This is a genomic window from Pseudorhodobacter wandonensis (genome assembly GCF_001202035.1).
Lineage (GTDB): Bacteria > Pseudomonadota > Alphaproteobacteria > Rhodobacterales > Rhodobacteraceae > Pseudorhodobacter > Pseudorhodobacter wandonensis.
In genome coordinates this window covers 115,718-138,800 of record NZ_LGHT01000026.1, presented here as the reverse complement: position 1 = coordinate 138,800, position 23,083 = coordinate 115,718, and the positions used below count along the sequence as shown (strand labels likewise).

Below are 23,083 nucleotides of genomic sequence, written 5' to 3'. Positions count from 1 at the left end.
CGGGGTGATCAAGATCAGGCGCGGTCAGACGGATTGCCGGGCATCAAATCATATGGGTGTTTCCAACCGGGCAAATCCGAGATTTGGCCAAGCCAGCGGTCGATATTTGGCCAGTCGGTTCGAATAAATCCAAACGGTTCTTGGTAAAACAGATAGCCACAGCATGACAGGTCAGCGATGGTGACTTGATCGCCGACGATCCAATCGGATTTGGCCAGGTGATCGTTCAGAATGGTATAGGCAGCCTTTAGCCGGCCTTGGTTGAACGCGATCACGGCCTCAGGCCGCTTATCGGCTGGCAGAAAGTTCATCAGAAAACGCGTCGTGCCTGCCACGCCCGAAAGTTTGTGATTGTCCCAAAACATCCAGCGCAATACTTCGCGCCGCTCGGCCGCAGACCGCCCCCCGAGCTTGCCGGTTTTGGAGCTGATGTAATCGAGGATGACCCCAGATTGCGAAAGGGTAACATCGCCATCGACCAAAATGGGCACTTCGCCCATTTCATTGATCGCACGATAAGCCGGGCCGCGCGCTTCGCCATTGAAGAAATCAACGTAAACCGGTTCCCATTCCATATCGGCAAAGGTAAGCGCCAGGGCCGCCTTATAGGCATTACCGCTTTCGCCAAAACAATAGAGTTTCGTAGACATCAGTTCGGTCTCCTTTTGATGGGACGGACGGGGGTTTCACACCCCCTCCCCCCCGTGAGGTATTTGCGCCAAGATGAATAACGATATGTTAACCATGGCAAAGTAGCGTTGTCTTTGCGGTACAGGCTGAGGAGCCGATGACCGCCCAAGGTGAAGTCGCCCCGGTCTTGATGTGAAGATCTCACGAACGCTGGACCGATCCCCTGAACCGGGGCGCATTCCTGGTATTTCATCTTGGTCTAAATACCTGAAAACGGTTGTCGCATTTTAAGCATTATTTTTTTCGCCCCTCCAGTTCCGAATTGAATAAACGCAGGCGGTGGGTCAGCGTGTCATGGTCAATCACCGAGTTGAAGTTTTCAAACAAGAACGACAGTGCCTCGCCTTCATCCAACCCTGCCTCACCAGCGAATTTCTTGAGGCGGCGATAACCGTCTTCGGTCATCGCTACCGGAAAGCGGCGGGTCAGGCGAAAGCGTTTGGGCATAGAAAACTCCAACTTCGGCTAAGGTAGGGTGCGCTTAAGCGCACCACACCGGTTTACCTTAGAACGCCTCGGCGGCCAGTGCCATCACAGGTTCGGCACCGCTTTCGATGCGGGCCAAGTGCATGCCGGTCGCGGGCATTTGCCGCGCCATGTAATAGTGGCCTGTGGCGATCTTGGTCGCCAGGAAATCGGCGTCACCTGTACCTGCATCCTGCGCTGCAAAGGCGGTTTTGGCCATCCGCGCCCACATGAACCCAAGGCAGACATGGCCCATCAGATGCATGAAGTCATAAGAGCCAGACAAGGCATTGTTCGGGTTTTTCACGCCATTCTGCATGAAATACATCGCCGCGGCCTGCAGGTCTTTGGACCCTGCTTTCAGCGCGTCTGTAAACGGTTTCATCCGTTCATCATTCTGATTTTCTTTGATAAAGCCTTTGATCAGTTCAAAGAATGCCATCACGTGCTTGCCGCCATCCTGCGCCAGTTTACGGCCCACAAGGTCAAGCGATTGGATACCGTTTGCACCTTCATAGATTTGTGCAATACGGGCGTCGCGGACAAACTGGCTCATGCCGTTTTCTTCAATATAGCCGTGTCCGCCCCAAACTTGTTGCGCCTGAACGGCCATTTCAAACCCTTTGTCGGTCTGAAAGCCCTTGATCACCGGCGTCAGCAACGAAATAAGGCCTTCGGCTTCGGCGTCACCCATTCGCACCGAGCGGTCGATCAGATGCGCGCCCCAAAAGGTGAATGCCCGCGCGCCTTCAACAAAGCTTTTCTGATCCATCAGATTACGGCGAATATCGGGATGCACGATCAGCGGATCGGCAGGGCCGCCGGGGTTTTCGGCGCCAGTCACCGCGCGGCCTTGGAGGCGGTCATGCGCATAGGCCACAGCGTTTTGATAGGCGGCCTCGGCCACCGCATAGCCTTGCAATCCCACGCCTAGCCGCGCCTCGTTCATCATGGTGAACATGGCCTTCATGCCCTTATGCAGATCACCCAGCAGCAAGCCTTTGGCCCCGTCATAGTTCATCACACAGGTCGCATTGCCGTGGATGCCCATCTTATGTTCAATCGACCCCACCGACACGCCGTTGCGGGCGCCAAGCGAGCCATCGTCATTGACCAAAAATTTGGGCACAATAAACAGCGACACACCTTTAATGCCATCTGGCCCGCCTGCCGCCTTGGCCAGCACCAAGTGGATGATGTTGTCAGCCAAGTCATGCTCACCCGCCGAAATAAAGATCTTTTGGCCGGTGATGGCATAGGAACCGTCATCCTGCGGTTCGGCTTTGGTGCGCATCAGGCCAAGGTCGGTACCGCAATGCGGTTCGGTCAGGTTCATCGTGCCCGTCCATTCGCAAGATACCATTTTGGGCAGATACTTGGCTTTCTGCTCGTCCGTTCCATGCACATGGATTGCAGAATAGGCGCCATGGGTCAGGCCTTGGTACATGTTGAATGCCATATTGGCCGACACGAAAATCTCGCCCACAGCTGTGCCCATCAAATAGGGCAGGCCTTGGCCACCAAACTCGGGGTCGCAATCCAATGCCGTCCAACCGCCGTCCTTCATCGCCTTGAAAGCTGCGTCAAACCCTTTGGGCGTGGTCACAACGCCGTCTTCCAGTTTGCAGCCCTCTTGGTCGCCTGACAGGTTCAACGGGGCCAGCACGTCACGGGCCACCTTGCCTGCCTCTTCCAAGACTGCGCTGGTGAAATCGGCCTCCAGATCGTCATACCCCGGCACGTCAGATGAGGTGACACTCAGCACCTCTTGCAGCAAGAACTGAATGTCTTTGACTGGGGCATTATAGATCGGCATCGGACTCTCCCTTGGTATTACTTGTTGCGGACCGGTCAGGCCGCAGATTTGGTTTGGTTTTGGGGCGTGGCGGTATAGCTTTGGAATTTTTCGGCACCGCTTGCCAATTCGGTTTTCAATTCGGCAATCGCTTCGGTCAGTTCGTCGCGCTGTTGTTCCATCTGGGCCAGCCGTTCCTGGGCCAACGCATAGGTGCGCAGGTATTGCGACCGCTCGGACCCCTCCAGATCATACATGTCCAGCAGCTGCCGGATGTCTTCGAGGCTAAAGCCAAAGCGCTTGCCCCGCAGGATCAGTTTCAGGCGCACACGGTCGCGGCGGTTGAACAGCCGTTTCGTTCCCTCACGTTTCGGGAAAATCAGCTCTTTCGCCTCATAGAACCGCAGCGTGCGGGGGGTTACGTCAAATGCATCACACATTTCGCGAATGGTCATCAACTCAGTTCCAGTCATCGTCTTTCTCACAGTTGCCTAAGGGAAGTAGCCTTCCTTACTCTAGGTCACATGGGAATGTTGAGATGATATTACCAGAACAATTGACGTTAACGTCACTGTAACGTGACGTCAGATTTTGTATGACGCGGTGTCAGCCCCGAAATCAAAGCTCTTTGGCTGCCGTTTCGCGCAAGGCCCGCAAATCGGTCAGCGCTGAATCCAGTTCTTCGCGCTGGCGTTCAAGCGCGGCCAACTGGCGGTCGGCAAGGTCTAACCACGCTTGTAGCTGCGGTTTATTGCCCTTTTGGCGGTAAATCAGCAGCCATTGGCGAATTTCTTCCAGGCTGAACCCGAACCGCCTGCCGCGCAAGATAAGCGTCATACGCGCCACTTCACGCGGTCCGTACCAACGCGAGCGGCCGTCTTTTTCCGGCTCGAGCAGCTCGATATATTCGTAATACCGCAAGGTGCGCGGCGTCACGTCAAACTTTGCGCACATTTCCTTAAAGCTGAGCCGCGTTTCAGTCATCAGTACTTTCCCCCTCGGGCCCAGAATAGGCCTATGCGCAGGTTAGTGCAATTGCCGGGACGTGACGTTTTGGTAAGGGGCTTGCAGCTTTCGGTCCAATCGGGAACAAAGGATCAACAACAGGCGGGTGCCATGACAGATAGTGAAAAATTCGCGCAACAGTTTATTCAGGCGCTACCACATTCGCGTGCTTTGGGGATGGAGCTTGAGTCGTTAAAGGATGGCGTTGCGGTGCTTTCCATGCCCTATGACCGGCGGTTTATCGGTGATCCGGCAACGGGGGTCATTCACGGTGGGGCGGTTTCGGCGCTGATGGATACGGCCTCGGGGGCGGCGGTGATGTGCCATCCGTCGCGGCCCAGTTCAACTGCCACCCTTGATTTGCGCGTCGATTACATGCGCCCCGCCACCCCAAACCAGCGCATCACCGCACGGGCCGAGTGTTACCATGTCACGCGATCTGTTGCCTTTGTACGCGTCACAACCACGGATGAGGATACATCCCGCCCCGTGGCAACTGCCACCGGTGCCTTTACCATCGAGCCCGCCAAAGGAGGCCAGAGATGACCGCGCGCGCGCGCCCCGAACCCGTCCAGGTGGTAAAGCAACGCCGCGACGCTGCCCTGCGCCGTCTTGTGACCGGCGTGCCTTATATCCAATTCCTTGGCATCCAATTCGACCGCCGCGGGGATGAGCTGACAGCCGTGCTGCCCTTTGATGAAAAACTGATCGGCAACCCGATGCTGCCTGCCATTCACGGCGGCGCCACCGCCGCGTTTCTAGAGGTTGCAGCGATTATTGAACTTAGCTGGTCCTCGCTTTGGGAAGATATGGAGCAAGGCCGTCTTGATGTAGCCGCACCCGAAGGCATCGACCAGATGCGTCTGCCGAAAACCATCGATTTTGCCGTTGATTACCTGCGTTCCGGTTTGCCGCGCGATGCCTATGCGCGGGCGCGGATAAACCGGTCGGGCAGGCGCTATGCCTCGGTTCATGTCGAGGCGTGGCAAGACAACCGCAGCCGCCTGTTTGCACAAGCGACTGGTCATTTCCTGATGCCCGACCGGCAGGCCGACGAGGCGCCATCCTCGTTGCTGGCCACCTGACCGCATGACCGAGATCACCCATCGCCGCGTTTTAAAACTGGCCGTCCCGATTGTTTTGGCCAATGTCACCGTGCCGCTGTTGGGCGCGGTTGATACCGCCGTTGTCGGCCAGATCGGCCTGCCTGCACCCATCGGCGCGGTGGGGCTGGGGGCGATTATCCTGTCGTCGGTCTATTGGATTTTCGGCTTTTTGCGCATGGGAACAACGGGCCTTACCTCTCAGGCCTTTGGCGCGGGCAACATCGACGAGGGCACTGCGATTTTGCTGCGCGCGCTCATCATCGGATTGTCGGCAGGCGTGTTTTTCATCATCGCACAGGTGCCGCTGTTTGGGGCCGCGCTTTGGCTGTCTCCGGGCAGCGAGGCGGTTGAAAGCCTGGCGCAAGACTATCTGACCCTGCGCATTTGGGGGGCACCCGCAACGATTGCGCTTTACGCCGTGACGGGCTGGCTGATCGCGACCGAGCGGACCCATTCGGTGCTTGCCCTGCAACTATTGATCAACGGTGCCAATATCGCGTTGGATCTATGGTATGTGCTGGGTCTTGGCTGGGGTGTCGAGGGCGTGGCAATTGCAACGCTGATCGCCGAGTGGGCAGGGCTGGCCTTTGGCCTTTGGCTGTGCCGGGCGGCCTTTGGTGCGGCCTTGGCGCCTGCAATGGCAAAGCTGCGCGATGCCTCTGCACTGGCAGAAATGGCTGCGGTAAACGGTGATATCCTGATCCGTTCGGTATTGCTGCAAATCAGCTTTACCAGCTTTCTGTTTCTTGGCGCGGGGCAGGGCGACGTGACCTTGGCCGCGAACCAGGTGCTGATGCAATTTCTGACTATTGCTGCCTTTTTCCTCGACGGTTTCGCCTTTGCGGCCGAGGCGCTGGTGGGCAAAGCCGTGGGGGCAGGCTCGGTTCTTGGCGCGCGCCGGGCGTCATTGGTTAGCACGCAATGGGGTGTTGCGGCGGTGGCCTGCCTGTCCGTTTGCTTCCTTGTCACAGGCCCCGGCCTGATTGACCTGATGACAACCGCCCCCAATGTGCGCCTTGTCGCGCGTGACTATTTGCCGTGGCTGGTGGCGGCCCCGATGATCGGCGTCTGGGCGTGGATGCTGGATGGCATTTTTATCGGTGCCACGTTAACGCGTGAGATGCGGCAAACCATGCTGGTTTCGGTTATGGCCTATGCTGCGGCCTTGGCGGTTTTGATCCCGCTTTGGGGCAACCACGGGCTTTGGGCGGGTTTGATGGTGCTGAACGTCATGCGAGGCATCGCCATGGCGCGCAAATGGCCCATGGTCGAAGCAAAGGCCAAACAACGCTTAACGCCGCAGTAACCCGAACGCCGCCGAGGCGCCCCAACCTGCTGTAACGGCCAAAAACAGGGCCAAAAGCCCGTAAAGCAAGGAATGTTCATGCGCGAGATTGTAAATCCAGCGTTCCAGCCCATCCTTGTTTACGGTGATGCTTTCCTCATGCTTGTCGATCACAACACCATTGCGGGTGATGAACAGCCGCACCCTGTACTCCCCCTCGGTCAGATTGGCAGGCAAGGCCACGTCTGCCCGAAATAGCGTTGATTCCAACAGCTTGACCGAGCTTTCATCCAAGACATAGTCATGGCTTTCGGTGCGCAGGCGGATCAGGGATTCCAGAAATACCGGTGCATCCGCAGCCTCGGCCGCCGTGCCAATGGCGCGAATGGCGCGCGGGATAGTGACCTGATACCGCAAATTGTCAGTTTCCGACAACGCCTGCGCAAGCGGCGCCGAAGACGCAATAGCGTAAAAGCTGGGGGCGCGGCTGATGGTCACTGCATCCACATTCATCCACACGCCGAACCGCCGCTCTTTGCGGCGTACCGTCAGCGGGCCAGACGGGCCTTGAATGGTTGCAATTACTTCTAGATCCGAGTCATTGGGGATGGGCTGCTCACGCTTGATCGCGCCGTAAATCAAAATCTCAGAGCCGGTAAAATTGGTCGTAATCGACACAAGGTTCTGGCTTAGACCAGCGACAATTGTCTCACCTGTCGGTGATACGGGCTCTTGTGCTTGCAAGGGGATGGCCATGGCGAAAAGGCACAGCAGCGCGCGGATCATGGCAATCTCCCCGGCGCGATGGAGTACAGCTCATCCGGGGTTAGCAACAGGCCCAGCCCGATACGCAAGCACACCGCCAACACCATGAGTGCCAGCAAAATACGCAGCTGTTCCGCCCGCAGCATCAGCCCGATCTTGGACCCGATCTGTGCGCCGATAACGCCGCCAATAATCAACAGCAGCGCCAGAACCATATCAACCGTCTGGCTGGAAACCGCGTGCATCACCGTCGTAAACGCGCTGACAAAAATGATTTGCAGCAACGATGTGCCAACCACAACCTTGGTCGGCATCCCCAAAAGGTAAATCATCACCGGCACCATGATGAACCCGCCACCAACGCCCATGATCGCCGACAAAAAGCCCACCGCAGCCCCGGCCATCATTGGCGGGATTACCGAGATATACAGACCCGAGGCGCGAAACTTCATTTTGAATGGCAGTTTATGCACCGAATAATGCACATGCGACCGCCGGATGGGGCCACCGGGCTTGCGTGCCCGCAGCAAGGCGCCAAGGCTTTCCTTGAACATCATCGCACCGACAACACCCAAGAACAGCACATAAGACAGTTGAACAAACAGGTCGATCTGGCCCAGGGTTGTCAGCCAAGCAAAGACCCAAATCCCTATGCCCGAACCGATCAAGCCGCCCAGCATCAGGGTCATCCCCATCCGGAAATCTACGGCTTTACGCTTTAGCTGTGCCAGAACTCCCGAAACCGAAGAGGCGACAACCAGGTTTGCCCCGGTGGCCACAGCAACCGCCGGCGGAATGCCCATAAAAAACAACAGCGGCGTGATGATAAATCCGCCACCAACCCCGAACATGCCCGATAATACGCCCACAATTCCGCCCAGGCCAAGCAAAGCCAAGGCATTGACGGAAAGTTCGGCTATTGGCAGGTAAAGCTGCATATCAAGGCAATCAAGATGTGAATTCTAGGCAAAGACGCAGAGCAACGGATCACTGTGCAGCTGGCGGGATAGCTTGGTTAGAATTGCGCCGCTTGCTCGGCGATGTCAAACCCTCTTGGGTACAATCTGTCCAAAATAAACAAAAAACTTTTGGTGTTGCATCACGTCATTGACCGCAGCAATGCGCGCAAAGTCAGTTCCAACTTGGCCGCGCCTACGGGGGCCATCGCCTTGGTGTGTTCGTGGCTAATGTTTTCATCTGACAGGCCGGCGGCCATGTTGGTAATCGTCGAAATTGCGGTCACTTTCAGACCCAAAAACCGTGCCAAAATCACCTCGGGTACGGTGCTCATGCCTACGGCATCGCCACCCAAAATCTTGATCGCGCGAATTTCGGCAGGGGTTTCAAAACTGGGGCCGGAATACCAAGCATAAACACCTTCGGGCAGAGGAACACCTTGGGTCGCTGCTGCAGCCTTAAGCGCGGCGCGCAAATCAGGGTCATGCGCGTCTTTCATCGGCACAAACCGCGCATCGGTTTTCTCGCCGATCAGCGGGTTCAGGCCGGAAAAGTTGATGTGATCGGACAGCAGCATCAAATCACCGGGCTGAATATCGGGGCGTAAAGACCCCGCCGCATTGGTTGCAATCAGCGTTTTGGCCCCCAGCGCGCGCAACACCTCCAAAGGCAGGCGCATCGCCGCCGGATTGCCGCTTTCATAGTAATGCGCCCGCCCGCCGAAAACAGCCACCCGCACGCCCTCCAGGTCGCCAATCACCAAATGCGGGTTGTGCCCCGAGACGCCTGCATGCGGGAAACCAGGCAGGTCGCTGTAAGGAATGGCTATGCCGTCCACCGCACCCGCCAAGTGACCAAGGCCCGAGCCAAGGATTAGCCCCATTTGTACAGGCGCATCGCCCGCCCGTACGCGGATCAGCGCGGCAAGATCATCAGCGTTCTTTGACATAAGGTTCCCCGCCTGCGCGTGGTGGCCGCGCCTTGCCGATAAAGCCGGCAAGGATAACTACGGTTATGATATAGGGCAGGGCCTGTACGAATTGTGATGGAATCGCAATCGGCCCCAGCTCGATGGTCGGAAAGCGGTTGCCAACGGCCTCGAGGAAGCCAAACAGCATCGTCGCCCCCAGCGCGTACCACGGCCGCCATTTCGCAAAGATTAGCGCCGCCAGCGCGATAAACCCTCGACCGGCGGTCATTTCCTTGCCAAAGCCCGCCGCCAGTCCCAGCGCCAGATAAGCCCCTGCAAGCCCGCAAAGCACGCCGCAAATCGCAACCGCGCTATAGCGGATGCCGACGACCGAAACACCTGCCGTATCGACTGCTGCCGGGTTTTCACCCACTGCCCGCAGCCGCAGGCCAAACCGGGTGCGATACAGCAACCAAGCAGCCGCCGGTACACAGGCAAAGCCCAAATAGACCAGCGCCGAATGGCCGGAAATCAGCTCGGCATAAATCGGGCCTATGAACGGCAGTGGTGCAATCGCATCGGCAAAGGGCAGGGTAATCGACTCGAACCGGCCTTCACCTGTCAGCGGCGGGGTGCGCCCGCCAAGTCCAAACCACTTTTGCCCCAGCAAAACCGTTAGCCCCGAGGCCAGAAAGTTAATCGCAACGCCCGAAATCAACTGATTTCCGCGGAACGTAATCGCCGCCAGCCCGTGAATGCCCGACAGCAGCAGCGACGCAAATATCCCCGCCAATACGCCCAGCCAAACCGAACCCGTCACCGCAGCGACCGAGGCTGATAGAAACGCCGCCGCGAGCATCTTGCCCTCAAGCCCGATGTCAAACACGCCGGCGCGTTCGGAAAACAAACCAGCAAGACAAGCAAACAGCAGCGGTGTCGCCAGCCGGACAGAACTGTCCAAAATCTGAATAAGGGTCGCGAAATCCATTACGCTTTCCCCTTTTGTAGCATCAGGAACAGGCTTTCGACCGGCTTGCGCACCATGTTATCCATCGCACCCGTGAACAAAATCACCAGCGCCTGAATGACGATAATCAGCTCGCGCGGGATGGTTGTCCATAGTGCCAGCTCCGCGCCGCCTTGGTACAAAAAGCCGAACAAAATCGCGGCCAGCAACACGCCAACCGGATGGCTGCGCCCCATCAGCGCCACGGCGATGCCGATAAACCCGGCGCCTTCAACCGAGTTCAGCAGCAACCGCTGCGCCTCGCCCATGACAGTATTGATTGCCATCATCCCAGACAAACCGCCCGAAATCAGCATTGCATACATTGTGATGCGCACGGGGTTTATCCCTGCGTAAACGCTGGCCTTTTCCGATTTGCCAAAGGCCCGCAACTGGTACCCCAACCGCGTGCGCCACATCAGCAACCACACGCCCGCACAGGCCACCAGCGCAATCAACAGGCTGATATTGGCAGGGTTGCGGTTGTTGAACGGAATGCCGACCAACCCCAAAATATCGCCCAAGCGCGGCAGCTTCAGCGACGGGTCAAACCGCGCCGAAGCCGTATCCATCGCGCCCATTGGCCGCAAAATCGTAACCAAGACATAGATCATCAGGGCCGAGGCAATATAGTTGAACATGATCGTGGTAATCACCACATGGCTGCCGCGCTTGGCCTGCAAATAGGCCGGAATGGCCGCCCAGGCCGCGCCAAACAGCGCCGCCATTCCCGCAGCCCCTATCAGCGCCAGCGACCAATGCGGCCACGGCACAAACAGGCAGGCCACTGCCACACCAAGCCCGCCAAGGCTTGCCTGCCCCTCGCCACCGATATTGAACAGGCCGGCCTGAAACGCGACCGATACCGCCAAACCGGTAAAGATGAAATTGGTCGAATAATACAGCGTATAGCCCCAGCCATAGGTCGACCCCAAGGCCCCTGTGACCATGATTTTCATCGCGGCCACCGGGTCTTCACCAATCGCCAAAATCACAAGGCCCGAAATTACAAAAGCAATCAGCAGGCTGATCAGTGGCACCAAGACCGCATCGGCCCATTTTGGCATTGCGGTCATTTCACTACTCCTGCCATCAATAGGCCCAACTCGCGTTCATCCGTTTTGGCGGGGTCGCGCTCGCCCATGATCTGGCCGTCAAACATCACGGCAATGCGGTCTGACAGGCTCATAATCTCATCCAGCTCGACCGAGACAAGCAGCACCGCTTTGCCCGCATCGCGCAAGGCAATGATCTGTTTGTGAATAAACTCGATCGCACCAATATCAACGCCGCGTGTGGGCTGGCCAACCAGCAGCAGGTCGGGGTTGCGGTCCATTTCGCGGGCCACAACGATTTTTTGTTGGTTGCCGCCAGAAAAGCTTTTGGCCGCCAAAGTCGGAATCGGCGGGCGCACGTCATAGCGCTCCATCTTGGAAACCGTGTCGGCGCGAATGGCGTCATTATCCATCAAAAGCGCCGATTTCTGGTATTCCGGCGCGTGGTGATAGCCAAAGGCCACGTTTTCCCATGCTGAGAAATCCATAATCAGGCCTAGATGCTGGCGATCCTCAGGCACGTGCGCAATGCCACGCGCGCGACGGCTTTGGCCATCGGCAGCGGCGGTCAGCGCAATCTCTTGACCGTTCAACCGCACGGTTCCGGTGCCGCGCGCAATGCCGCCCAACACTTCCAATAGCTCTGACTGGCCATTGCCGGCCACACCCGCAATCCCCAAAATCTCACCGGCGCGGATGGTCAGCGACACGCCTTTCAGGCGCTCTACCCCGACCTCATCGCGCACGCGCAGGTTTTCTACCTCGAGCACCATTTCGCCGGGGGTCGCAGGTTTTTTCTCAACATGCAGCAGAACCTTGCGGCCGACCATCAGCTCTGCCAGTTCCTCGGGGTTGGTGTCTTTGGTTTTCACTGTCGCAGTCATCTGCCCGCGCCGCATAACTGAAACGGTATCAGTGATCTCCATAATCTCGCGCAGCTTGTGGGTGATCAGGATTACGGTCTTGCCCTGATCGCGCAACCCGTTCAAAATGCGGAATAATTGGTCTGCTTCGGCAGGGGTCAGCACGCCCGTCGGCTCATCCAAAATCAGAATATCGGCTTGGCGGTACAGGGCTTTCAAAATCTCAACCCGCTGCTGATGGCCGACCGAAAGGTCTTCAATTACGGCATCAGGGTCTACGTCCAATTCATACTCGCGCGCCAGGTCGGTAAGCGACTTGCGCGCCGATGCCATCGCCCCGCGCAGCAATGCCCCACCTTCGGCGCCCAGGATAACGTTTTCCAACACCGTAAAGTTCTGCACCAGCTTGAAATGCTGGAACACCATCCCGATGCCCGCGCGAATGGCGCTTTGGCTGTCAGGAATCGGGGTCAGATTGCCCGAGATGTAAATCTCACCTGCGTCGGCCTTGTAAAACCCGTAAAGGATCGACATCAACGTCGATTTCCCGGCGCCGTTTTCACCGATGATCCCGTGGATAGACCCTTTAGCCACCTGAATCGAGATGTCTTTATTGGCCTGCACAGGGCCGAATGCTTTGGAAATTCCGCACAGCTCGATTGCCAGCGGGGCGCCTGCTGGGGCGGCAGTTGCCTGCCGCCCCAAAGTATCATTGCCCGTCATTTAGAACGAAAGCGCAGCGCAGGTTTCATCCGACATATAGTCGTGAACTTTCAGCGTGCCCGAAGCGATCAACTTGCCGGCTTTGTCCAGCTGCTCTTGCATAGCGGGGGTGATAAGGTCTTTGTTGTTGTCATCGACCGCATAGCCAACGCCACCTGCAGCAAAATCCATCACCGTAATACCGGGTGTCATATCAGTGCCGGATTTGAAGATGTCATAAACCGCGTTATCAACGCGTTTTGTCATCGAGGTCAGCACTTTGCCCGGGTGCAGGTAGTTCTGGTTGCTGTCTACGCCAATCGACAGGATGCCTTCGTCAGCCGCCGCTTGCAGAACGCCCAGACCGGTGCCGCCGGCTGCCGCGTAAATCACGTCAGCGCCTTGCGCTTTTTGCGCCTTGGCCAACTCGCCACCCTTAACCGGGTCATTCCAGGCTGCTGGCGTGCTGCCGGTCATGTTGGCAATCACTTTGGCATCCGGGTTCACGGCCATAACACCTTGGGCATAGCCGCAAGCGAATTTGCGGATCAGCGGAATGTCCATACCGCCGACAAAACCAACTGTTCCGGTTTTTGATGCCATCGCAGCTGCCATGCCGACCAGATACGAGCCTTGCTCTTCGGTAAAGACCACCGATTTCACGTTCGGCTGGTCAACCACCATGTCGATGATCGCAAATTTGGTGTCAGGGAAATCAGGCGCGACTTGGTTCAAAACGTCACCAAAGGCAAAGCCGGTCATGACAACAGGGTTTGCACCCGATTCAGCCAGACGGCGCAGCGCCTGTTCACGCTGGGCTTCGGATTGCATTTCCAGTTCCTTATAGGAACCGCCGGTTTCTTTGGCCCAACGCTGCGCGCCTTCATAGGCGGCCTCGTTAAAGGATTTGTCGAATTTACCGCCAAGGTCAAAAATCAGCGCAGGGTCTGCGGCAGCCATGCCAGCAGTCAGCGCGATCGTCGCCGTAGCAGCCGCGAGGGTTTTCATGAGGCTCATACTATCGTCTCCCGATTGTTATTTTTGCCACCGCAAGAATCCCCCCTTGGGGGTGGTGGTGCGTATCCAAATTAGGGCGGGTTTGGTCAAAAGGGTCAATAGGTATTTCCGTGTTTCGGCTACCTATTCGGCCAAACGGTCAAGTTTTGGCCGATATTCCCGCGATGCCCTTGCGTTAAGCATTGGGCAAAAGTGTTTTGGTCAGGATCAGCGCGTCAAGCCGTTTGTTGTCTGGCGTTTTGAAATAGCCGCGCCTGCGCCCGGAAATGACGTAACCCAATGAAAGATATAGACCAATCGCCCCCGCGTTATCCTCGGCCACCTCTAGAAACGCGGTTTCGGCGTTGTGCTGCGCGGCTTGCAGCTCAAACTCCAGCATAAGCTGGCGGGCGATCCCTTGCCTGCGGGCGTAGGGCGCTACGGCAAGGGTCAGAACTTCGGCCTCGCCTGCAATCGCGCGGCCCAGAATAAAGCCTGCAGGCTGGCTGATCAGCAACACACCGGCCATATCCAATAGGCCGGAAAATTCAGCGGCGGACCAAGGGCGCGGGGTGGTAAAGGCCTGTCCATGCAGGGTCGCAAGTGCCTCGGGCGTCACGAAATCGGGTCCAGAATGACCGGAGGCGGGTCGCTTGGGGGGGCAGCATCGGCAGCGCGCAGATAGAACGGTGCCGCGGGGCAGGGGTTTTGTGCCGCGCGGGCAGCCCCGATCAGGGCAATCGCGCGTATCCGTGCGATTGCGTCGGGGCGCAGGACCGCCTTGCCGGTTTCAGGCCAGTCGCCAACCAATTGCCGACTGGCATCAGGCCAGAAATCGGCGTCATCAGGATGCGCCTCGCGCACCTCACCGCTGGCAATACCGCCGTCAAACTCTTGCAAATAGAGCGCGCCGCGCGAAGATGGCGTTGCCACACAGACAGCCCCTTCGGTGCCATACGCCAAAGCCTCTAGCCCCGTCACCCCCACCGAAGGCACGCCCAAACCCAGCGCCAGCCCGCGCGCAGCAGCGACAGAAATCCGGATGCCGGTAAAGTTGCCCGGACCAACGCCCACCGCAACGGCGCCCAAATCTTGCCAGTCGAAGCCTGCAGCCGCCAGCATTTCATGAATCAACGGCATCAATCGCTCGGCTTGGCCCTTGGCCATCACCTCACGCGACTCGGCGATGATTTTGCCGTGCAATAGCAAAGCGGCCGCGCAATGCGCGGCCGATGTGTCAAAGGCCAAAACGGGCTTGTCGACCGAAAAAGCTTTAGGCGGCAACGGGCCGCACCTCCAGCACCTCGGGGATATAGTGGCGCAGCAGGTTCTCGATCCCCATTTTCAACGTCAGGGTTGATGATGGGCAACCGGCGCAGGCCCCTTGCATATGCAAGTAAACGATCCCGCGGTCAAAGCCGTGGAACGTGATGTCGCCGCCATCCTGTGCCACCGCCGGGCGGACACGCGTATCCAGCAACTCTTTGATTTGCGCAACAATATCGCCGTCTTCGCCAGTGTGTTCGGCATGGCCCGACGCGGCTTGCTCGCCTTCAATCACGGATGCACCCGATTGGTAGTGCTCCATGATCGCGCCCAGAATTGCGGGTTTGATATGGTCCCACTCGGCGCTGTCGGCTTTGGTGACAGTCACGAAGTCATTGCCAAAGAATACGCCCGTCACATCGCCCACTGCAAAGATGCGCTTGGCCAGCGGCGATTTGCCCGCGGCTTCCGCGTTCGGGAAATCGGCTGTGCCCATTTCCAACACGGTCTGGCCGGGCAAGAATTTCAAAGTGGCGGGGTTTGGCGTAGATTCTGTCTGGATGAACATTTTATATCTCCGACTGTTCTACTCGGATATGCGCCTGCGCGCTGGATAAGTCAAGGTTTGGAATGATTCTAAACCTAACTGCCGCGATAAGTTGAATAGGCAAAAGGCGAAATAAGCAGCGGCACATGGTAATGCGCACCAGCATCCGGCACGCCAAAGCGGATCGGGATGTCATCCAGGAACAGCGTGTCACCCTTTGCCTGCCCGCTGGCCCGCAAATAGGCGCCTGCTGAAAACACCAGTTCATAGTTTCCCACGCTTAGCGCATCACCAACCAACATCGGCGCATCCGTGCGGCCATCTGCATTGGTCACTGTCTCGGCCAGTTTTTCATGCCCTGCGTCCGTTAGCCGAAACAGCGCGATTTTCACACCGGCCGCTGGCTTGCCCAAAGCCGTATCCAGAACATGCGTCGTCAGTTTCCCACCGCTCATTTCTCTCTCCATGTGCAAATCATGGCCAAACCTGCCCGATATTTGCGCAATGTGCGACCATCAAATGGCCCATAAAGTGCTTTCGCTTTTATTTGGTAATCATGCACCACTATTCGTAATAGACAGGGTGTAAAGTGATAAGGGGCTATTCGTGAACAGATATCCGCGCAACATGACCGGCTATGGCCAAAACCCGCCAGATGCGGCTTGGCCCAACGGCGCCAAAATAGCAGTTTCGCTGGTCTTGAACTATGAAGAGGGCGGTGAAAACAACGTGTTGCACGGCGATACGGGGTCCGAGGCCTTTCTGTCCGACATTGCGGGCGCCGCCCCTTGGCCGGGTAAACGCCATTGGAATATGGAATCGCTTTATGATTATGGCGCGCGCGCAGGATTTTGGCGCCTGCACCGCCTGTTCACCTCTCGCAACATCCCAGTCACCATTTACGGCGTGGCCACAGCGCTTGCCCGCAACCCAGAACAGGTCGCCGCGATGAAATCGGCAGGTTGGGAAATCGCCAGTCATGGGTTGAAATGGGTCGAGCACCGCGACATGCCCAAGGATGAAGAGCGCGCCGCAATCGCCGAAGCCGTGCGCCTGCACACCGAAGTGGTGGGTACACGCCCGCGCGGCTGGTACACAGGCCGTTGCTCGGAAAACACTGTGCGTCTGGTCGCCGAAGAGGGTGGCTTCGACTGGATTTCAGATACCTATGATGATGATCTGCCCTATTGGATAGAGGTAGGCGACCGCGATCAGCTCATCATCCCCTACACGCTCGAGGCGAATGACATGCGTTTTGCCACCGCGCCGGGCTATATTGAGGGGCAGCAGTTCTTCCAATACCTGAAAGACAGCTTTGACGTGCTCTATGCCGAAGGTGCTGCGGGTGCTGCCAAGATGTTTTCCATCGGGCTGCACTGCCGCCTGATCGGCCGTCCGGGCAAAATCGCGGGGCTGATGCGGTTTCTGGATTACGCTGCCACCCATGACGGCGTCTGGTTCCCGCGCCGCATGGATATCGCCGCCCATTGGGCCGCACAGCACCCGCATCAACGCCGCACGCGCCCCAGTCAGATGGACGAGGCCAGCTTTACAGCCAAGTTCGGCGGCGTATTCGAACATTCCCCATGGATCGCCAGCCGCGCCCATGCGCTCGAACTCGGCCCCGCACATGACAGCGCCACAGGCTTGCACAACGCGCTGGCCCGTATGTTCCGCTCGGCCAGCGCTACAGAACGCCTCGGCGTGCTCACCGCCCACCCCGACCTTGCCGGAAAACTCGCCGCCGCCAAACGCCTGACGGCTGAAAGCACCGCCGAACAGGCCAGCGCCGCGCTGGATGCGCTAACCGACCCCGAGCGCGCCGAATTTGAACAACTCAACACCGCCTATGTCGCCAAACACGGCTTTCCCTTCATCATCGCTGTGCGTGACAATACCAAGGCCAGCATCCTCTCGGCTTTCAAGGCCCGCCTGAACAACGATACCGCAACCGAATTCGCCACTGCCTGCGCCCAAGTCGAACGGATAGCAGAGCTGCGCCTAAAGGACATGCTGCCATGACCAGCTATTACGCCCCCAAAGGCGGCCTGCCACCGCAAACCCAGTTGATGACAGGCCGCGCGGTGTTCACCGATGCCTATGCCTTCATCCCGCGCGGGGTGTTCTCCGATATCGTCACCAGCTATCTGCCGGGCTGGGATAAAACCCGCCTCTGGCTGATCGCCCGCCCGATGACCGGTTTTTCCGAAACCTTCAGCCAATATGTGATGGAGGTCGCCCCCGGCGGCGGTTCCGACCACCCCGAAACCGATGCCGCCGCGCAATCCGTCCTGTTCCTCACTGAAGGCGAGGTCTGGCTGTCCATCGACGGCACCGAGCATGACCTCGGCCCCGGCGGTTATGCCTATATCCCTGCGGGCACAAAATGGCGCCTGAAAAACGCGCATTCCACGCCCGCCCGCTTCCATTGGATCCGCAAGATTTACGAACCCGCCGCCGGCATCGCCGCGCCAAAACCATTTGTGACCAGCGACGCCGACGTAAAACCAACCCCAATGCCCGATACCAATGGCGCTTGGGCCACCACCCGCTTTGTCGACCCGACAGACCTGTCCCACGACATGCACGTCACCATCGTCACCTTCCAACCCGGTGGCGTTATCCCGTTCGAAGAAACCCATGTCATGGAACACGGCCTCTACGTGCTTGAGGGCAAAGCCGTCTACAAACTCAACCAAGATTGGGTAGAGGTCGAGGCAGGTGATTTCATGTGGCTCCGCGCCTTCTGCCCGCAGGCTTGCTATGCCGCAGGCCCCGGCCCCTTCCGCTATTTGCTTTACAAAGACGTCAACCGCCACGCCAATCTGCGCGGCCCCCTAAATCCGCGCTGATGCTTTCTTTTCGGTAAAAATATCCCACAGGGGGTCCGGGGGATGTGAAATCCCCCGGCGGCCAGCCCAAGAACCAAAGGTCAGAATGACTAGAGCCATCCAGATCGAACCCCTGATCGCCACAGCCTTCGCCCCCTTCGGCGATGTGCTTGATGCATGCGGCCCCCCCGACAAAATCATAAACCAAGGCCTCTGCGGCCGCTTCCATGACCGCGCTAAACTTGATTTTGACGATGCACAGGCTGGTATTTCCATCTTTCAGGCCCAAACCCGCAGCCTGCCCTACATCCTCGATCTGGTAGAACGTCACCCCCAAGGCTCGCAAGCCTTCATTCCGATGTCCCAGCACCCTTTCCTTGTTATCGTTACTGCCGACCCCAAAGCCACACCCCGCGCATTCCTGACCAACGGCGCACAAGGCATCAACCTGCACCGTGGCACCTGGCACGGTGTGCTGACGCCTTTGGATGGGCCCGGTCTTTTTGCCGTGGTTGATCGCATTGGACCTACGCCCAACCTCGAAGAACACCGGTTTTCCCAGCCTTGGACGGTTTACCCCCAAGGCCATTCCCCCGCAAAGGCAGAAAAAGGCAAAAGCCACCCTTTGTGATGACGGACGGGCCGGGCGCGATAGGGGCGCGTCCCGCTTGAAATGATAACCCCGAACAGAGAGGACGAAACGTGACTGATCAAGTAAAACCGGTAGATGAAATTCTACCCACGCCTCAGCTCTTTACGCTGGGGTTATAACATGTGCTGGTAATGTATGCGGGTGCGATTGCCGTACCGCTGATTATTGGCCGTGTGCTGAAACTCGAACCCCAAGATGTGGCTTTTCTGATTTCCGCCGACTTGTTTGTCTGCGGTATCGTGACGATCATTCAATCTTTGGGCGTCACCCGCTATTTCGGTGTGCAAATGCCGGTGATGATGGGCGTTACCTTTGCATCTGTTGGTCCGATGATCGCAATCGGCCTGTCCAACCCGGGCTATGATGGCGCACGCATGATCTTTGGCTCAATCATCGGCGCGGGCATTATTGCCATGCTCATCGCGCCTTTAGTATCCAAAATGCTGCGGTTTTTTCCGCCGGTCGTCACCGGCACAATCATTCTGATCATCGGTGTCACTCTGATGCGGATCGGGATCAACTGGATCTTTGGCTTGCCGCTGGGCCCGACCGCGCCGAAAATCGTTAACCCTGAGCATGCCGAATGGTTGAAACAAGTCACCGACTTGGCTGCCGCCACCGGCTCTACCCTGCCAGCTATCCCCAAAGGCCTCAGCATCGCGCCTTCGGTCAATAACCCGGCCTATGCATCCTTGCCAAATATGGCCGTCTCGGCGATTGTTCTGGCTGCAGTTCTGGCCTTTGCAAAATACGGCAAGGGCTTTGTCGCCAATATCGCGGTGCTTTTGGGCATCGTTGTCGGCGGGGTGCTGGCCGCAGTGCTTGGCATGATGCATTTTGATAAGGTTGCAGGCGCTGAATGGTTCGCACTGATCAAGCCGTTCCATTTTGGCATGCCGATATTTGATCCGGTGATGATCATCACGATGGTTCTGGTGATGATCGTTGTGATGATCGAATCTACCGGCATGTTTCTTGCGCTTGGCGATATGACCGGCCGCAAGATCACCCAGCCCCGCCTTGCCGCAGGTTTGCGGACCGACGGATTGGGCACGCTGATCGGGGGCATCTTTAACACCTTCCCATATACCAGCTTTTCGCAAAACGTCGGGTTGGTGGGTGTGACGGGCATCAAAAGCCGGTACATTGCGGTAGCAGGGGGTCTGATCCTCATCGCGCTCGGGCTTATTCCGAAAATGGCGGCTTTGGTCGAGGCCTTGCCGACGGCTGTGCTTGGCGGTGCGGGTTTGGTGATGTTTGGCATGGTTGCCGCGACGGGCGTCCGTATTCTGGCCAGTGGCGTTGATTTTGCGCAAAACCGGTTCAACCTGTTCATCGTTGCCATATCGCTTGGCTTCGGGATGATCCCTTTGATCGCGCCCGATTTCAAAATGTGGTTGCCCCATGCGATTCATCCCCTGATCGAAAGCGGTATCTTGCTGACGACGATCTCGGCCGTGTTGCTGAACCTGTTTTTCAATGGCGCAAAAGGCACCGAAGAAGAGCTGCGCAAAGCGGCCTCGGTCGCAGATCACTGAGCGCCTTTGATAACCGAACAGGCGGGGGGCATTAGCCCCCCGTTTTGCATTTTGGCGCCGGATTATGAAACAAGGACTGGACGGAACGGCTCAACTGCGCCCAAAGTGCAGGCTCTGCCTGACCCGAAAGCCCCGTTATGCGTCTGCTGATATCTTTTGCCGCCCTGTTCTTTTCAGTTGTGCTTTTGCAACTCGGGTCGGGCGGGGTTGGCCCGTTGGATGCGATTTCCGGGGCCGCCTTGAACTTTACGACAGCGCAAATCGGTATCCTTGGCTCGGCGCATTTCGTGGGGTTTTTCATTGGCTGCTGGTGGGCCCCGCGTTTGATGGGCGAGGTCGGCCATTCCCGCGCTTTTGCGGCCTTTGTTGCGGCGGGCACAATCGGGATATTGGCGCATATGCTGGTTATTGACGCCTATGCTTGGGCGGTGATGCGGATGGCCAGCGGGGTCTGTATTGCGGGTTGTTATACAATTATCGAGGCATGGTTACAGGCCAAGGTGACGAATGAAACGCGGGGGCGGGCGATGGGCACCTACCGCGTGGTAGATATTTGCGGCAGTTTGGGCGCGCAGATGATGATCGCGGTGTTGGAGCCTGCGTCTTATGTGTCGTATAATTTATTGGCCCTGCTGTGCTGTGCGGCGCTGTTTCCGCTGACGCTGACCAAGGCCGAGCCGCCCGAGACGCCCGCCACGCCGCGTTTGCGGCCAAGGCTGGCGTGGGAGCGGTCGCCGCTGGCGGCGGCAGGAGTGATCGTGTCAGGCGTGTCGGGGGCGGCCTTTCGGATGGTAGGGCCGGTTTACGGGCTGGAGGTCGGGCTGCGGGCGGATCAGATCGCGCTTTTCTTGGCAGCCTTTGTGGTGGGCGGCGCGCTGGCGCAATATCCGGTGGGCTGGCTGGCCGATAAATTTGACCGCCGCAGCGTGCTGATCGGGCTGTCGGTGGCAGGGATCGTGGCTTGTGTGGTGACGATCATGTTTGCGGGCGCGGGGACGGTGGCGGTGTTTGTCACGGCGGGGATTTTCGGCTTTGCGACCTTGCCGATTTATTCGGTTTCGACCGCCCATGCCCATGATTTTGCCAGCTCGTCTGAACGGGTCGAATTGTCGGCGGCCTTGATGTTTTTATACGCGGTGGGGGCGATTGCGAGCCCGTTTCTGGCCTCGGTTGTGATTGACGGATTTGGCCCGGCCGCGATGTTCTGGATGATCGCTTTGGCCCATGTTTTCTTGATTGTTTTTGGAATCGCGCGGATGCAGGCGCGGCCCAGCCCGGATGAAAGGACGGCCTATACCTATGAGCCGCGCACGTCGTTTTGGGTGGGGCGGCTGTTGGGGCGAGGGCGGGACAAAGAGCGCAAATAGCCAGAATGACCGTGCGCGGACAATTTGTTAGGGCGTTGTATTTGCTGCCATTTTCATTTTGCGTTCATGCATTCTTAACCTTTTGAGGACGCAATTGTGCCCCGCCGTAGAATGGATATTTGTAGATAGATGATGGGCGAGGGCGGTTTTGGTTACCTGCAATCCCAATAGTAGATCACGCGCGAGAACTCGGCTTTGGCGATGTCTGGTTGCGGGATAAGAAAGCAGGCCTCGCCCGCATCGCCCCAGAGGAATGCGCCACCGGATGACGAGAAAGCAATCAGGTTGACCATGCCGCTATAGGCCGGATCCTGGCGCGGGTCGCTTTGGACAAAATCGGGGGTGCCGCGCAGCATGATGTCATAGGGGCCGCGCGCCTGCATCGTGGCGATGTTCAGGGTTTCGACGGCCGTTTTATCGGCGGGGCTGAGGCCTTGCGGCGGGTATAGCAGGTCAGAGAGGCGGCTGTCGGCAAAGGACGGTGGGCAACTGATGTGCTCCCAAGCGATTTTTTGACCTTGCGGGTATAGGTTCTTGACGGTGATCGGGGTGTCTGCGGTGCTGGAAACCGGGTTTGGGCAGGGGGCGAAACTGGCGTCGGCAGGGTGCAAGACCACGCGCATGCCAGCATTTTGCGCCGAGGGGAATTCGCAGCCGAACATTTCATCGGCGGTTATCAGGATTTGCAGCAGGCCCGAACGCGGCAGATCAAGCGGGGCGGGCAGGGTTGAGAGATTGACCTGCGCCAGCAGGATAAAAGCGCGGCCGGTTTCATCGAGGGGCAGGGTTTCGCCCTTTGGCCAGATCAGCGGGCCGCCGATGCGGCTGTCGGTTGGGCCTGCGGCATAGGGCGTCATGCTGCCGCGCAAGCCCGGTTCGGTTAGGGCTGTTATGGCATCGTGCAAACTGGTGCTGAAGTGAGGGGCCTTATGCTGTTTGGCAGGTGGATCAAGCGGTTTTCGGGCCGCAGCGACAACCTTGGGGCGGCGGCGCAGCGCCCAGAAAATGCCAACCAGTAGCAAAGCCCCCAAGGCAATCAGTTTGATCACGGCGCCGCCTTATCCTGCAATCTTTACCTTTAGAAGGCGCGAAAACGGGGTTTGCGTCAAGTGTTGGTTGGGGATGATCGGGGTTTGGGACAGGGCGGCTGCGGATTGGGCTGCGCGGGGCGAGTATTGCCGCTATGCGGGCGATGGGCTGCATTGGGAACGGGGGTATTGGGTTTGGTGGCCATGGAAAGCCCGCGATTAGTGTACGCTGGTTCTGGCTTTGGGCGCGGGCT

Annotated in this window: 25 protein-coding genes; 8 read left to right on the top strand and 17 right to left on the bottom strand. The window is 58.0% G+C overall.

All coding sequences use genetic code 11. The annotated features are described in order from the left end of the window. Nucleotides 1-14: 14 nt before the first annotated feature. From AKU79_RS07185 to AKU79_RS07165, 5 genes are all read right to left on the bottom strand, one after another. Nucleotides 15-650, bottom strand: coding sequence for a glutathione S-transferase family protein (locus tag AKU79_RS07185; protein WP_050522911.1), 636 nt, complete (start codon nucleotides 648-650; stop codon nucleotides 15-17). A 274-nt stretch (nucleotides 651-924) separates the two neighbouring features. Then, a complete protein-coding gene (locus AKU79_RS07180; RefSeq protein WP_050522910.1) occupies nucleotides 925-1,137 on the bottom strand; it encodes a hypothetical protein in 213 nt (70 codons plus the stop codon). Between the two features lie 58 nt (nucleotides 1,138-1,195). Further along, entirely contained in the window at nucleotides 1,196-2,971 is a 1,776-nt protein-coding gene (locus AKU79_RS07175) for an acyl-CoA dehydrogenase C-terminal domain-containing protein (protein WP_050522909.1), read from the bottom strand. Between the two features lie 35 nt (nucleotides 2,972-3,006). Then, on the bottom strand, nucleotides 3,007-3,423 hold the full coding sequence (locus AKU79_RS07170; RefSeq protein WP_050522908.1) for a MerR family transcriptional regulator: 417 nt from the start codon (nucleotides 3,421-3,423) through the stop codon (nucleotides 3,007-3,009). 145 nt (nucleotides 3,424-3,568) lie between these two features. Beyond that, nucleotides 3,569-3,934 (bottom strand): MerR family transcriptional regulator, encoded by a 366-nt coding sequence (locus AKU79_RS07165; protein WP_050522907.1) that lies wholly within the window; start codon nucleotides 3,932-3,934, stop codon nucleotides 3,569-3,571. Nucleotides 3,935-4,066: 132 nt separating this feature from the next. On the opposite strand from AKU79_RS07165, the gene AKU79_RS07160 reads away from it, so the two are divergent. The 3 genes from AKU79_RS07160 to AKU79_RS07150 are packed head-to-tail and all read left to right on the top strand — an operon-like array spanning nucleotide 4,067 to nucleotide 6,367. Continuing rightward, nucleotides 4,067-4,501: a PaaI family thioesterase gene (locus tag AKU79_RS07160; protein WP_050523076.1), complete on the top strand. Its 435-nt coding sequence runs from the start codon at nucleotides 4,067-4,069 to the stop codon at nucleotides 4,499-4,501. After that, on the top strand, nucleotides 4,498-5,040 hold the full coding sequence (locus AKU79_RS07155) for a PaaI family thioesterase (protein ID WP_050522906.1): 543 nt from the start codon (nucleotides 4,498-4,500) through the stop codon (nucleotides 5,038-5,040). Before AKU79_RS07160 ends, AKU79_RS07155 begins: the two co-directional genes overlap by 4 nt. Before the next feature lie 4 nt (nucleotides 5,041-5,044). After that, the gene (locus AKU79_RS07150) at nucleotides 5,045-6,367 is read left to right on the top strand and encodes an MATE family efflux transporter (protein WP_050522905.1); all 1,323 of its coding nucleotides are present in this window, start codon (nucleotides 5,045-5,047) and stop codon (nucleotides 6,365-6,367) included. Here the strand turns inward: AKU79_RS07150 and AKU79_RS07145 are convergent. The 11 genes from AKU79_RS07145 to uraH all read right to left on the bottom strand — a co-directional run bounded on the left by AKU79_RS07145 (nucleotide 6,353) and on the right by uraH (nucleotide 15,868). Next, nucleotides 6,353-7,132, bottom strand: a complete 780-nt coding sequence (locus tag AKU79_RS07145; RefSeq protein WP_050522904.1) for a TIGR02186 family protein — start codon at nucleotides 7,130-7,132, stop codon at nucleotides 6,353-6,355. The two genes, AKU79_RS07150 and AKU79_RS07145, sit on opposite strands and share 15 nt — an antisense overlap. Beyond that, on the bottom strand, nucleotides 7,129-8,049 hold the full coding sequence (locus AKU79_RS07140) for a sulfite exporter TauE/SafE family protein (RefSeq protein ID WP_050522903.1): 921 nt from the start codon (nucleotides 8,047-8,049) through the stop codon (nucleotides 7,129-7,131). The genes AKU79_RS07145 and AKU79_RS07140 overlap by 4 nt, the downstream gene beginning before the upstream one ends. A 161-nt stretch (nucleotides 8,050-8,210) precedes the next feature. After that, nucleotides 8,211-9,017, bottom strand: a complete 807-nt coding sequence (locus AKU79_RS07135) for a purine-nucleoside phosphorylase (protein ID WP_050522902.1) — start codon at nucleotides 9,015-9,017, stop codon at nucleotides 8,211-8,213. Next, nucleotides 9,001-9,966 carry an ABC transporter permease gene (locus AKU79_RS07130; protein ID WP_050522901.1) on the bottom strand — a complete coding sequence of 322 codons (966 nt, stop codon included), beginning with the start codon at nucleotides 9,964-9,966 and terminating at the stop codon, nucleotides 9,001-9,003. The genes AKU79_RS07135 and AKU79_RS07130 overlap by 17 nt, the downstream gene beginning before the upstream one ends. After that, nucleotides 9,966-11,060: an ABC transporter permease gene (locus AKU79_RS07125; protein WP_050522900.1), complete on the bottom strand. Its 1,095-nt coding sequence runs from the start codon at nucleotides 11,058-11,060 to the stop codon at nucleotides 9,966-9,968. The genes AKU79_RS07130 and AKU79_RS07125 overlap by 1 nt, the downstream gene beginning before the upstream one ends. Continuing rightward, nucleotides 11,057-12,625 (bottom strand): ABC transporter ATP-binding protein, encoded by a 1,569-nt coding sequence (locus AKU79_RS07120; protein ID WP_050522899.1) that lies wholly within the window; start codon nucleotides 12,623-12,625, stop codon nucleotides 11,057-11,059. Before AKU79_RS07120 ends, AKU79_RS07125 begins: the two co-directional genes overlap by 4 nt. Next, nucleotides 12,626-13,621 carry a BMP family lipoprotein gene (locus tag AKU79_RS07115; RefSeq protein ID WP_050522898.1) on the bottom strand — a complete coding sequence of 332 codons (996 nt, stop codon included), beginning with the start codon at nucleotides 13,619-13,621 and terminating at the stop codon, nucleotides 12,626-12,628. It abuts the gene before it with no gap. Between the two features lie 175 nt (nucleotides 13,622-13,796). Beyond that, nucleotides 13,797-14,219: a GNAT family N-acetyltransferase gene (locus tag AKU79_RS07110; protein ID WP_050522897.1), complete on the bottom strand. Its 423-nt coding sequence runs from the start codon at nucleotides 14,217-14,219 to the stop codon at nucleotides 13,797-13,799. Continuing rightward, complete coding sequence (gene tsaB, locus AKU79_RS07105; protein WP_050522896.1) at nucleotides 14,216-14,884, bottom strand: tRNA (adenosine(37)-N6)-threonylcarbamoyltransferase complex dimerization subunit type 1 TsaB; 669 nt, start codon at nucleotides 14,882-14,884, stop codon at nucleotides 14,216-14,218. Before tsaB ends, AKU79_RS07110 begins: the two co-directional genes overlap by 4 nt. Beyond that, on the bottom strand, nucleotides 14,874-15,434 hold the full coding sequence (locus AKU79_RS07100) for a NifU family protein (RefSeq protein ID WP_050522895.1): 561 nt from the start codon (nucleotides 15,432-15,434) through the stop codon (nucleotides 14,874-14,876). The genes tsaB and AKU79_RS07100 overlap by 11 nt, the downstream gene beginning before the upstream one ends. Before the next feature lie 74 nt (nucleotides 15,435-15,508). Further along, on the bottom strand, nucleotides 15,509-15,868 hold the full coding sequence (gene uraH, locus AKU79_RS07095; protein ID WP_050522894.1) for a hydroxyisourate hydrolase: 360 nt from the start codon (nucleotides 15,866-15,868) through the stop codon (nucleotides 15,509-15,511). Between the two features lie 151 nt (nucleotides 15,869-16,019). Here uraH and puuE point away from each other — a divergent pair, with 151 nt between their 5' ends. The 5 genes from puuE (at nucleotide 16,020) to AKU79_RS07070 (ending at nucleotide 21,801) form a co-directional block, all read left to right on the top strand. Then, nucleotides 16,020-17,435, top strand: coding sequence for an allantoinase PuuE (gene puuE / locus AKU79_RS07090; RefSeq protein WP_050522893.1), 1,416 nt, complete (start codon nucleotides 16,020-16,022; stop codon nucleotides 17,433-17,435). After that, nucleotides 17,432-18,265: a bifunctional allantoicase/(S)-ureidoglycine aminohydrolase gene (locus tag AKU79_RS07085; protein ID WP_050522892.1), complete on the top strand. Its 834-nt coding sequence runs from the start codon at nucleotides 17,432-17,434 to the stop codon at nucleotides 18,263-18,265. The genes puuE and AKU79_RS07085 overlap by 4 nt, the downstream gene beginning before the upstream one ends. Nucleotides 18,266-18,350: 85 nt before the next feature. Beyond that, nucleotides 18,351-18,875, top strand: coding sequence for an ureidoglycolate lyase (locus AKU79_RS07080; RefSeq protein WP_050522891.1), 525 nt, complete (start codon nucleotides 18,351-18,353; stop codon nucleotides 18,873-18,875). Between the two features lie 152 nt (nucleotides 18,876-19,027). After that, nucleotides 19,028-20,434, top strand: a complete 1,407-nt coding sequence (locus AKU79_RS07075; RefSeq protein ID WP_050522890.1) for a nucleobase:cation symporter-2 family protein — start codon at nucleotides 19,028-19,030, stop codon at nucleotides 20,432-20,434. Nucleotides 20,435-20,571: 137 nt separating this feature from the next. Then, nucleotides 20,572-21,801: an MFS transporter gene (locus tag AKU79_RS07070; protein ID WP_050522889.1), complete on the top strand. Its 1,230-nt coding sequence runs from the start codon at nucleotides 20,572-20,574 to the stop codon at nucleotides 21,799-21,801. 152 nt (nucleotides 21,802-21,953) lie between these two features. Here the strand turns inward: AKU79_RS07070 and AKU79_RS07065 are convergent, their stop codons facing one another. Then, nucleotides 21,954-22,850 (bottom strand): DUF1963 domain-containing protein, encoded by an 897-nt coding sequence (locus AKU79_RS07065; protein ID WP_050522888.1) that lies wholly within the window; start codon nucleotides 22,848-22,850, stop codon nucleotides 21,954-21,956. Nucleotides 22,851-23,083: the final 233 nt, after the last annotated feature.

What these genes read in the sequence shown, in the direction of transcription:
- AKU79_RS07125 (WP_050522900.1), bottom strand. Translation starts at nt 11,060, where the DNA reads ATGACCGCAATGCCAAAATGGGCCGATGCGGTCTTGGTGCCACTGATC.
- uraH (WP_050522894.1), bottom strand. Translation starts at nt 15,868, where the DNA reads ATGAGCGGTGGGAAACTGACGACGCATGTTCTGGATACGGCTTTGGGC.
- AKU79_RS07155 (WP_050522906.1), top strand. Translation starts at nt 4,498, where the DNA reads ATGACCGCGCGCGCGCGCCCCGAACCCGTCCAGGTGGTAAAGCAACGC.
- AKU79_RS07070 (WP_050522889.1), top strand. Translation starts at nt 20,572, where the DNA reads ATGCGTCTGCTGATATCTTTTGCCGCCCTGTTCTTTTCAGTTGTGCTT.
- AKU79_RS07130 (WP_050522901.1), bottom strand. Translation starts at nt 9,966, where the DNA reads ATGGATTTCGCGACCCTTATTCAGATTTTGGACAGTTCTGTCCGGCTG.
- AKU79_RS07085 (WP_050522892.1), top strand. Translation starts at nt 17,432, where the DNA reads ATGACCAGCTATTACGCCCCCAAAGGCGGCCTGCCACCGCAAACCCAG.
- AKU79_RS07135 (WP_050522902.1), bottom strand. Translation starts at nt 9,017, where the DNA reads ATGTCAAAGAACGCTGATGATCTTGCCGCGCTGATCCGCGTACGGGCG.
- AKU79_RS07165 (WP_050522907.1), bottom strand. Translation starts at nt 3,934, where the DNA reads ATGACTGAAACGCGGCTCAGCTTTAAGGAAATGTGCGCAAAGTTTGAC.
- AKU79_RS07170 (WP_050522908.1), bottom strand. Translation starts at nt 3,423, where the DNA reads ATGACTGGAACTGAGTTGATGACCATTCGCGAAATGTGTGATGCATTT.
- AKU79_RS07175 (WP_050522909.1), bottom strand. Translation starts at nt 2,971, where the DNA reads ATGCCGATCTATAATGCCCCAGTCAAAGACATTCAGTTCTTGCTGCAA.
- AKU79_RS07150 (WP_050522905.1), top strand. Translation starts at nt 5,045, where the DNA reads ATGACCGAGATCACCCATCGCCGCGTTTTAAAACTGGCCGTCCCGATT.
- AKU79_RS07140 (WP_050522903.1), bottom strand. Translation starts at nt 8,049, where the DNA reads ATGCAGCTTTACCTGCCAATAGCCGAACTTTCCGTCAATGCCTTGGCT.
- AKU79_RS07075 (WP_050522890.1), top strand. Translation starts at nt 19,028, where the DNA reads ATGTATGCGGGTGCGATTGCCGTACCGCTGATTATTGGCCGTGTGCTG.
- AKU79_RS07100 (WP_050522895.1), bottom strand. Translation starts at nt 15,434, where the DNA reads ATGTTCATCCAGACAGAATCTACGCCAAACCCCGCCACTTTGAAATTC.
- AKU79_RS07185 (WP_050522911.1), bottom strand. Translation starts at nt 650, where the DNA reads ATGTCTACGAAACTCTATTGTTTTGGCGAAAGCGGTAATGCCTATAAG.
- AKU79_RS07180 (WP_050522910.1), bottom strand. Translation starts at nt 1,137, where the DNA reads ATGCCCAAACGCTTTCGCCTGACCCGCCGCTTTCCGGTAGCGATGACC.
- AKU79_RS07160 (WP_050523076.1), top strand. Translation starts at nt 4,067, where the DNA reads ATGACAGATAGTGAAAAATTCGCGCAACAGTTTATTCAGGCGCTACCA.
- AKU79_RS07115 (WP_050522898.1), bottom strand. Translation starts at nt 13,621, where the DNA reads ATGAGCCTCATGAAAACCCTCGCGGCTGCTACGGCGACGATCGCGCTG.
- AKU79_RS07120 (WP_050522899.1), bottom strand. Translation starts at nt 12,625, where the DNA reads ATGACGGGCAATGATACTTTGGGGCGGCAGGCAACTGCCGCCCCAGCA.
- AKU79_RS07145 (WP_050522904.1), bottom strand. Translation starts at nt 7,132, where the DNA reads ATGATCCGCGCGCTGCTGTGCCTTTTCGCCATGGCCATCCCCTTGCAA.
- AKU79_RS07080 (WP_050522891.1), top strand. Translation starts at nt 18,351, where the DNA reads ATGACTAGAGCCATCCAGATCGAACCCCTGATCGCCACAGCCTTCGCC.